7 protein-coding genes are annotated in these 7,780 nt (G+C 73.4%); 5 read left to right on the plus strand and 2 right to left on the minus strand.

Going from position 1 to position 7,780, the window contains the following annotated elements; genetic code table 11:
* The 4 genes from pqqB to pqqE form a co-directional block, all read left to right on the plus strand.
* Positions 1-845 (plus strand): pyrroloquinoline quinone biosynthesis protein PqqB (gene pqqB, locus ACFU99_RS25150; RefSeq protein ID WP_384395609.1); only part of this gene is annotated, 845 nt, incomplete at its 5' end.
* Positions 842-1,558: a pyrroloquinoline-quinone synthase PqqC gene (pqqC, locus tag ACFU99_RS25155; protein ID WP_384395612.1), complete on the plus strand. Its 717-nt coding sequence runs from the start codon at positions 842-844 to the stop codon at positions 1,556-1,558. The genes pqqB and pqqC, both read left to right, overlap by 4 nt.
* On the plus strand, positions 1,555-1,812 hold the full coding sequence (pqqD, locus tag ACFU99_RS25160; RefSeq protein WP_384395614.1) for a pyrroloquinoline quinone biosynthesis peptide chaperone PqqD: 258 nt from the start codon (positions 1,555-1,557) through the stop codon (positions 1,810-1,812). Before pqqC ends, pqqD begins: the two co-directional genes overlap by 4 nt.
* Complete coding sequence (pqqE, locus tag ACFU99_RS25165) at positions 1,809-2,945, plus strand: pyrroloquinoline quinone biosynthesis protein PqqE (protein ID WP_384395617.1); 1,137 nt, start codon at positions 1,809-1,811, stop codon at positions 2,943-2,945. Before pqqD ends, pqqE begins: the two co-directional genes overlap by 4 nt.
* Here the strand turns inward: pqqE and ACFU99_RS25170 are convergent.
* Together ACFU99_RS25170 and ACFU99_RS25175 are read right to left on the minus strand one after the other, a co-directional pair.
* Positions 2,876-4,801, minus strand: a complete 1,926-nt coding sequence (locus ACFU99_RS25170) for an ABC transporter ATP-binding protein (protein WP_384395620.1) — start codon at positions 4,799-4,801, stop codon at positions 2,876-2,878. The two genes, pqqE and ACFU99_RS25170, sit on opposite strands and share 70 nt — an antisense overlap.
* Entirely contained in the window at positions 4,798-6,600 is a 1,803-nt protein-coding gene (locus tag ACFU99_RS25175; RefSeq protein WP_384395626.1) for an ABC transporter ATP-binding protein, read from the minus strand. The genes ACFU99_RS25170 and ACFU99_RS25175 overlap by 4 nt, the downstream gene beginning before the upstream one ends.
* Positions 6,601-6,722: 122 nt before the next feature.
* Between ACFU99_RS25175 and ACFU99_RS25180 the strand changes: the two genes are divergently transcribed.
* A complete protein-coding gene (locus ACFU99_RS25180; protein WP_384395623.1) occupies positions 6,723-7,718 on the plus strand; it encodes a phosphotransferase family protein in 996 nt (331 codons plus the stop codon).
* Positions 7,719-7,780 lie beyond the last annotated feature (62 nt).

Genomic DNA, 7,780 nt, shown 5'->3' on the forward strand with positions numbered 1-7,780 from the left:
ACGGCGCGTGCCCCGGATGCTCCGGGGCACGCCGCCATCCGCAGCGCGTCCGCCGCCACGCCTCCCTCGCCGTACGGGCCGACGACGCCCGCTGGTACCTCGTCAACGCCACCCCCGACCTCGGCGACCAGATCGAATCGCACCCCGAACTCCACCCCGGGCCCGGCCCCCGCGACACCCCCGTGACGGGCGTCGTGCTCACCGACGCCGAGCTGGACCACACCCTCGGCATCGCCCGGCTGCGCGAGGCCCGCGCCCTGGACGTGCTGGCCACCGGCCCCGTACAGAGCGCGCTGCTGGACCGGCTGCGGCTGGGCGACATCCTCGGCCCGTACACCGGAATCACCTGGCGTCCGCTGCCGACGCGGGGACCGCGGCCGCTGGTCGACGACGGCCCGTTGGAGATCAGCGCCATTCCGGTGTCCGGCAAGCGGCCGCGCTACGCCGCCGACGCGGAACCCGCCGAGGACTGGGTCGTCGCGCTGCGGCTGACCGACCGCGTGACGGGCGGCACCCTCGTGTACGGCCCTGCGCTCGCCGACTGGCCCGACGCCCTCCAGCGGGCCGCCGCCGAGGCGGACTGCGTGATCGTCGACGGCACCTTCTGGGACGACGACGAGCCCCGGCGCGCGGGGTTCACCGAGCGGACCTCCACGGCCATGGGGCATCTCCCGATCGACGGCCCCGACGGCACGGCCCGCATCCTGCGCACGCTCGACGCCCGCTGCCTCTACACGCACCTGAACAACACCAACCCCCTGGGTGACCCGGACGCCGAGGAGCACAAGCTCCTGGCGGAGTGGGGCATCGAGGTGGCCGCCGACGGAATGGTGATCGAACTGTGAGCACACTGGAAGAGCGGCTGCGGGACGTCGTGGGGCAGCGCTACCACGACCGCCACCCGTTCAATCTCCGCATGCACGACGGCGAGTTGACCCCGGCCGAGCTGCGCCGCTGGATCCGCAACCGCTTCCACTACCAGCGCTGCATCCCCGTCAAGGACGCCCTGATCACCGCCAAGTTCGACAGCCCCGCACTGCGCCGCATGTGGGTGCGGCGGATCCAGGACCACGACGGCGGCGCCGACGGCGAGGGCGGCATCGAGCGCTGGCTGCGGCTGGGCGAGGCCGCGGGGCTGAAGCGGGAACAGCTGCTCGACGCGGGCGGGGTGCTGCCCGGCGTGCGGCTCGCCGTGGACGGCTACGTCAACTTCTGCCGGCTGCGCTCCCCGCTGGAGGCCGTCGCCGCCTCGCTCACCGAACTCTCCGCGCCGGACATCATGCGCACCCGCATCGACGCCTTCGAGCGGCACTACCCGTGGATCGAGGCCGACGGGCTCGCGTACTTCCGCACCCGCGTCGGGCAGGGCAGCCGCGACAGCAAGGAGGCGCTGCACCTGGTCCTGGAGTGGGCCCGTACGGACGAGGAGCAGGACCGGGCGGTGGCGGCGCTCGCCTTCAAATGCGATGTCCTCTGGTCCCTGCTCGACGCGGTGGATCACGCGGGGGACCATCCGAGGGACCGCGCGGACGGCGACGAGGAGGAGAGCGCCGCGTGAGCGACTGGCGGCCCGCCCTCGTCCCGGCGGCCCTGCTGCGCCACGACCCGGTGCGCGACGCGGAACTCCTCCTCCTGCCCGAGCGGGTGGTGGTGCTCAGCGGCACGGCCGCGGAGATCCTGCGGCTGTGCGACGGCGACCGCGACGTGCCCGCGATCGTCGCGGAGCTGACGGCCCGCTACCCCGGCGCGCCCGTCGCCGCCGAAACGCCGCGCTTCCTCGACCGGGTGCGCGGGGAGGGCTGGCTGCGATGACCCCCGTCCCGCGCCCCTGGGCGCTGCTCGCCGAGCTGACCCACGCCTGCCCGCTGCACTGTCCGTACTGCTCCAACCCGCTGGAACTCGCCCGAAAATCCGCCGAGTTGACCACCGGGGAGTGGCGGAGCGCGATGCGCCAGGCCGGGGCGCTCGGGGTCGCGCAGACCCACCTCTCCGGCGGTGAGCCGCTGCTCCGCGCCGACCTGGAGGCCATCGTCGACGCCGCCGAGTCCGCCGGCATCTACACCCAGCTCGTCACCAGCGGCGTCGGCCTCACCGCCGGCCGCCTCGCCGCCCTCAAGGCTGCCGGGCTGCGCAGCGTGCAACTGTCCGTCCAGCACGCCGACGCCGCGGCCTCCGACCGGATCGGCGGCCGGAAGTCCTTCGCCGACAAGGAGCGCGCCGCCGCCCTCGTACGGGACGCGGGGCTGCCGCTCGGCCTCAACGTGGTGCTGCACCGCGCCAATCTCGACGCCGTCGACGCCCTCGTCGACCTGGCCGCGGCCTGGGGCGCGGACCGGATCGAGCTGGCCAACACCCAGTTCTACGGCTGGGCGCTGACGAACCGGGCCGCGCTGCTGCCCACCCGCGACCAGCTCGACCGGGCGCGGGAGACCGTCGAACGACGTCGCCGGGAGGGCGGCCCGGAACTGGTGTGGGTCGTGCCCGACTACTTCGGCGGCGAGCCGAAGCCGTGCATGGGCGGCTGGGGCGCGCGCTCCCTGACCGTCGCCCCCGACGGCACCGTGCTGCCCTGCCCGGTCGCCGCCACCCTGCCCGGCCTCGATCCGCCCAGCCTCCGCGACCACTCGCTGGAGTGGATCTGGGACCGTTCCACGGCGTTCAACGCCTACCGCGGCACGGACTGGATGCGGGACCCGTGCCGTACCTGCGCCCGGCGCGACGAGGACTTCGGCGGCTGCCGCTGCCAGGCGTACGCGCTGACCGGGGACGCCGCCCGTACGGACCCGGCCTGCGCGCTGTCCCCCGACCACCGCCTCGTACGCGCCCTCGTCGACGACGCGCCGGGCGGCGGGGCCGGGCCCGTACCGGAGTACGTCTACCGCGCGCCGGGCGCGGGCCCCGCCCGGTCCGCGTCCTCGCCGAGCGACGCCGACCACCGGGCGTAGAGGAGGCCGAACGGCCCGCCCGCGACGGCCAGTTCGCGGGGGGAGCCGTCCTCCACGACGCGGCCCCGCTCCAGGACCAGCACGCGGTCGGCGGCCAGGACGGTGGACAGCCGGTGCGCGATGATCACCGCGGTGCGGTCGGCGAGGAGCGCGCCCAGCGCCCGCTGCACCGTCAGCTCGGTGGGGATGTCCAGGCTCGACGTCGCCTCGTCCAGCAGCAGCACGGTCGGGTCGGCGAGGAAGGCGCGGGTGAGCGCCACCATCTGCCGTTGCCCCGCCGAGAGCCGGTTGCCCCGCTTGCGGACCTCCGTGTCGTATCCGTCGGGCAGCCCCGAGATGAACGCGTCCGCGCCGATCGCCTCCGCCGCCGCCTGGATCTCGGCGCGGCTCGCGCCGGGCCGCGCCAGCGCGATGTTCTCCGCGATCGACCCGGTGAACAGGAAGTTCTCCTGCGTCACCAGCGTCAGTTCGCGCCGCAGCTCCGCGTCGGCGACCTCCCGCAGATCGACGCCGTCCAGCAGCACCTGGCCGTTCGACGGGTCGTAGAAGCGGGCGGCGAGCTTGCCGATGGTGGACTTGCCCGCGCCCGTCGCGCCCACCACGGCGACGGTCTGCCCGGCCGGGATGGTCAGGTCCAGGCGGTGCAGCACCAGCGGCCCGCCCGGCGCGTAGCGGAAGTCCACCTCGCGGAAGACCAGCTGCCCGCGGCCGGGCCGGTCGGGCGCGAGCCGCACCGGGGCCTCGGGCTCCGGCACCGAGGACGGCGTGGCGAGGAAGCCGGAGATCTTCTCCAGCGCCGCGCTGGCCGCCGCGTACAGGTTGGTGAACGTCGCCAGCTCGTCCAGCGGGTCGTAGAACCGCCGCAGATACAGCACGAACGCGGTGAGGATGCCCAGCGGCAGCGCCCCCTCGTTCACCCGCCAGCAGCCGAGCGCCAGGACCAGGGCGAGCGCGATGTTGCCCGCCAGCCGCACCCCGGCCGTGTAGCGCGCCACCACGCTGAGCGCCTCGGTGTGGGCGTCCCGGAACACCTCGTTGAGGTCGTTCATCGCGGTGTGCTTGCGGCGCTCCGCGCGGAACGCCTGCACCGCCCGCACGGCGTTCATCGTCTCGCCGAACTGCGTGATGATGTCCGCGACGGTGTTGCGGGCCCGCCGGTACGCGCGCTGGGACCGCTCCCGGAACCAGCGCGTCATCATCACCAGCGGCACGATCGAGACGAGCACGATCAGGGCGAGCGGCAGGTCCAGCCAGAGCAGCAGCACCGTGATGCCCGCCACCGTCAGCAGCGAGGTCAGCAGCCCATCCAGGCTCCCCTCGACGAGATCGCGCACCGCGTCGATGTCGGACGTCAGCCGGGAGATGACCTTCCCCGAGGTGTACGACTCGTGGAAGGCGACCGGCAGCCTCCGCGCGTGCTGGAAGATGCGGGTGCGCAGGTCGAGCAGGAGCGACTGGCCGATGCTGCCGGACAGCCGGAAGAACCCGAACCGCGCCCCGGCCGCCAGCACCCCGCAGCCGGTGAAGCCCGCGACGCACCACATCAGCGTGGACGAGTCCCCGGCGACCGCGTCCGGGATGCCGTGGTCGATGGCCTGCGCGATGAGCAGCGGGCCGACCAGCTGGGCCGCGTTCTCCAGGATCAGCGCGGCCATCGCGACGATCACCTGCCACAGCCAGGGCCGCAGCAGGGAGTAGAGGAGGGCGCGGGAGCGCTTGCGCACCCGCCGGTGAGTCGCCCGGTCGAGTACGGCTGCGTCCTCGGCGGCCTCGGCGGCCTCCGCGCTCGCCGCCGTCCCGGGGACCGTCGCGGGTACGGGCTCCAGGACCTCCGCCGTCTGCTCGCCGCCGCTCATCGGCTGATCACCTCGCTGTCGGGGGAGCCGGGCGTCCGCAGCGGGGTGACCGACATCAGGGAGCGGTAGTGGGCGCTGGACTCCAGCAGTTCGCGGTGGGTGCCCAGCGCCGCGATACGGCCGTCTTCGAGGACGGCGACGCGGTCCGCCATCCGCGCGGTGTTGGGCCGGTGCGCGACGACCAGGGCCGTCGAGTTCCGCAGCACGCGGCGCAGCGCCCGTTCGACCTCGGCCTCCGTGTGCAGGTCCAGGGCGGACAGCGGGTCGTCGAGGACCAGCAGCGCCGGGCGGCCCACGATCGCGCGGGCGAGCGCGAGGCGCTGCCGCTGACCGCCGGAGAGCGAGAGCCCCTGTTCGCCGATGCGGGTGCCCAGCCCGTCCGGGCCGAGCGCGTCGACGAACTCCTCGGCGCTCGCGGTGCGCAGCGCCGCACGGATCATCTCGTCCGTGGCGTCCGGCGAGCCGAGCGCCACGTTGTCGCGGATGCTGAGGGAGGAGAGCATCGGGTCCTCGAAGGCGCAGCCGACGATGGTGCGCAGCTTGGCGAGGGCCAGCTCGCGGATGTCGACGCCGTCGACGGTGATCCGGCCGGCGCTCACGTCGGCCATCCGCGGGACCAGCCCCGCCAGCGTCGTCTTGCCGGAGCCGGTCGCGCCGACCAGCGCGAGCGTCTCGCCGGGCCGGATCTCCAGATCGACGCCGCGCAGTACGGGCCGGTCCGCGCCGGCCTGCCGGAAGTGCACGTTCTCGAAGCGCAGCGCGCCGCGCACCGGCTGGGCGGCGGGCCGGGGCTGGGGCGGGTCGGTGATGTCCGGCTCGGTGTCGCGGATCTCCCAGTACCGGTCGCAGGCCGCGGCGGCCGTGCTCGTCTCGGCGAGCGCCCAGCCGATGCACTCGGTGGGCCAGCGCAGATACGTGCTGACGGTGACGGCCGCGACGAGGTCGCCGAGGGTCAGGGTGCCGTGGGCGATGCCCGTGCCGCCGAGGGCCAGCTGTCCGGCGATGCCGAGCTCGGGGAGGATCAGCAGCGCCGTGGAGAGCGCGGCCATGATCCGTACGATCCGCATCTCGCTGTGGCGCAGCAGCCGGGCCCGGTCGCGGAAGACACGGGCGCGCGCCCGGCCCTGCCCGAAGGCGCGCAGCACCCGGATGCCGAGCATCGTCTCCTCGACGATCGTCGTGAAATGTCCCGTCTGGTCCTGGACTTCACGGGCCGCCGCCTTGTAACGGGTCTCGAAGAAGAAGGAGACCAGCAGCAGGGGAGCGAAGCTGCACAGCCCCACCAGGGCCAGCGACGGTTCGATGGAGAACAGCAGGGCGAGCCCGACCAGCAGGGTCAGCGAGTTGACGACCAGGAAGACGGCGGCGAACGCCAGGAACTTCCGCAGCGTGACCAGGTCGTTCACCGCGCGGGACAGCAACTGGCCGGACTGCCAGTGCTCGTGGAAGCCGATCGGCAGCCGCAGCAGATGCCGGAACAGGTCGGCCCGCATGCGCGACTCCACCAGCGCGGTGGGCCGCGCGATGAGCTTGCGGCGCCCGTAGAAGCAGACGGCCTCCGCCGCGCCGAGCGCCGCGACGAGAAGAATCAGCCAAACCGCCTGCCCGGTCCGGCCGTTGCTCAGCGGGCCGTCGATGATGCGCTGCGTCACCAAGGGGATGGTGAGGCCGCACAGCAGCGCGGCCAGCGTGGCCGCGGCGGCCCCCGCCACCGGCACGCCGACCGGCCTTAAATACGGACCGAGCCGCCAAAGAGCCGTAAACGAGGAACGTGACCTCCTGGGCGCGGCGTCGTTCACGCTCAATTCCTGCTCCTCACCATCATCGAGCGGTGGCCAAACTTCATCGTTGTCCTAGATGTGTGCCGTGCTAGCCTGACGGGAATTCCGACGGGCGTGTGCAAACGAATCGAGGGTCTTTCGTGCAGAATAATCACCTCGCCGACCTGAGCCGAATCAATTCCGACGACAGCTATGCCGAACTCCGAAACGACGCGGCGTTCTGGGAGCCCTTGGTCCGCCACGCCCTCGACGAGCTCGGCCTGCCCGCGCCCGGCGAGCTGCGCGTCCCCGGCGAGAGCACGAACCCGGTGCTGATCAGCGACACCGGCCTCGCGGTGAAGCTGTACGGGGAGCACTGGTGCGGCCCGGAGTCCTACGCCTCCGAGCTGGAGGCGTACGAGGTGCTGGCCGGCGCCGATCTGCCCGTCCCGAAGCTCCTCGGCCGAGGCGAACTGCGCCCCGGCGGCGAGGGCTGGCCGTGGCCGTTCCTCGTCATCGAGCGGGCGACGGGCCGCACCTGGCGGGAGGCCGCCGACGCCGCGAATGCCGGGGGCCCCGCCGACCGGGCCGCGCTGCTCGACCTCGCCCGGGAGTTCGGCACGATGCTGCGCCGGCTGCACGCCGTGCCGCTGAAGGGCTCGGCCGTGCTGCGCCCCGACTCGCGGACGTTCCCCGAACTGCTCAAGGAGCGCCGCGAGGCCACCGTCGCCGACCACCGCGAGTGGGGATACCTCTCGCCCAGGCTCCTCGATGACGTGCCCGCCTTCCTCCCCGACGTCGATACGCTGCTAGCGGGCCGCGAGCCGCGGTTCGTCCACGGCGACCTGCACGGCACCAACGTCTTCGTCGACCCGGGCCCGGGCGGGATCAGCGGCCTGATCGACTTCACCGACGTATACGCCGGCGACCCCCGGTACAGCCTGATCCAATTGCATCTCAACGCCTTCCGGGCCGACCGCGAGCTCCTCGCCGCGCTCCTGGAGGGAGCCGACTGGGACGTGAGTGACAGCTTCCCCAGGGAGATGCTCCAGTTCACCTTCCTGCACGATTTCGAGGTGCTGGAGGAGACCCCCCTTGACCTGACCGGCATCGACGACATCGACGAGCTGGCACAGCGGCTGTGGGGCGTCGGCTGAGCGCTCGCCCGCGCCGGGCCCGGCGCCCTCACCCGCGCCGGGCCCGGTGGAAGCGGTAGGCG

Source organism: Streptomyces sp. NPDC057654 (assembly GCF_042800135.1).
GTDB lineage: Bacteria > Actinomycetota > Actinomycetes > Streptomycetales > Streptomycetaceae > Streptomyces.

Coding starts and splice junctions, on each gene's coding strand:
- pqqE (WP_384395617.1), top strand. CDS start 1,809: ATGACCCCCGTCCCGCGCCCCTGGGCGCTGCTCGCCGAGCTGACCCAC.
- ACFU99_RS25170 (WP_384395620.1), bottom strand. CDS start 4,801: ATGAGCGGCGGCGAGCAGACGGCGGAGGTCCTGGAGCCCGTACCCGCG.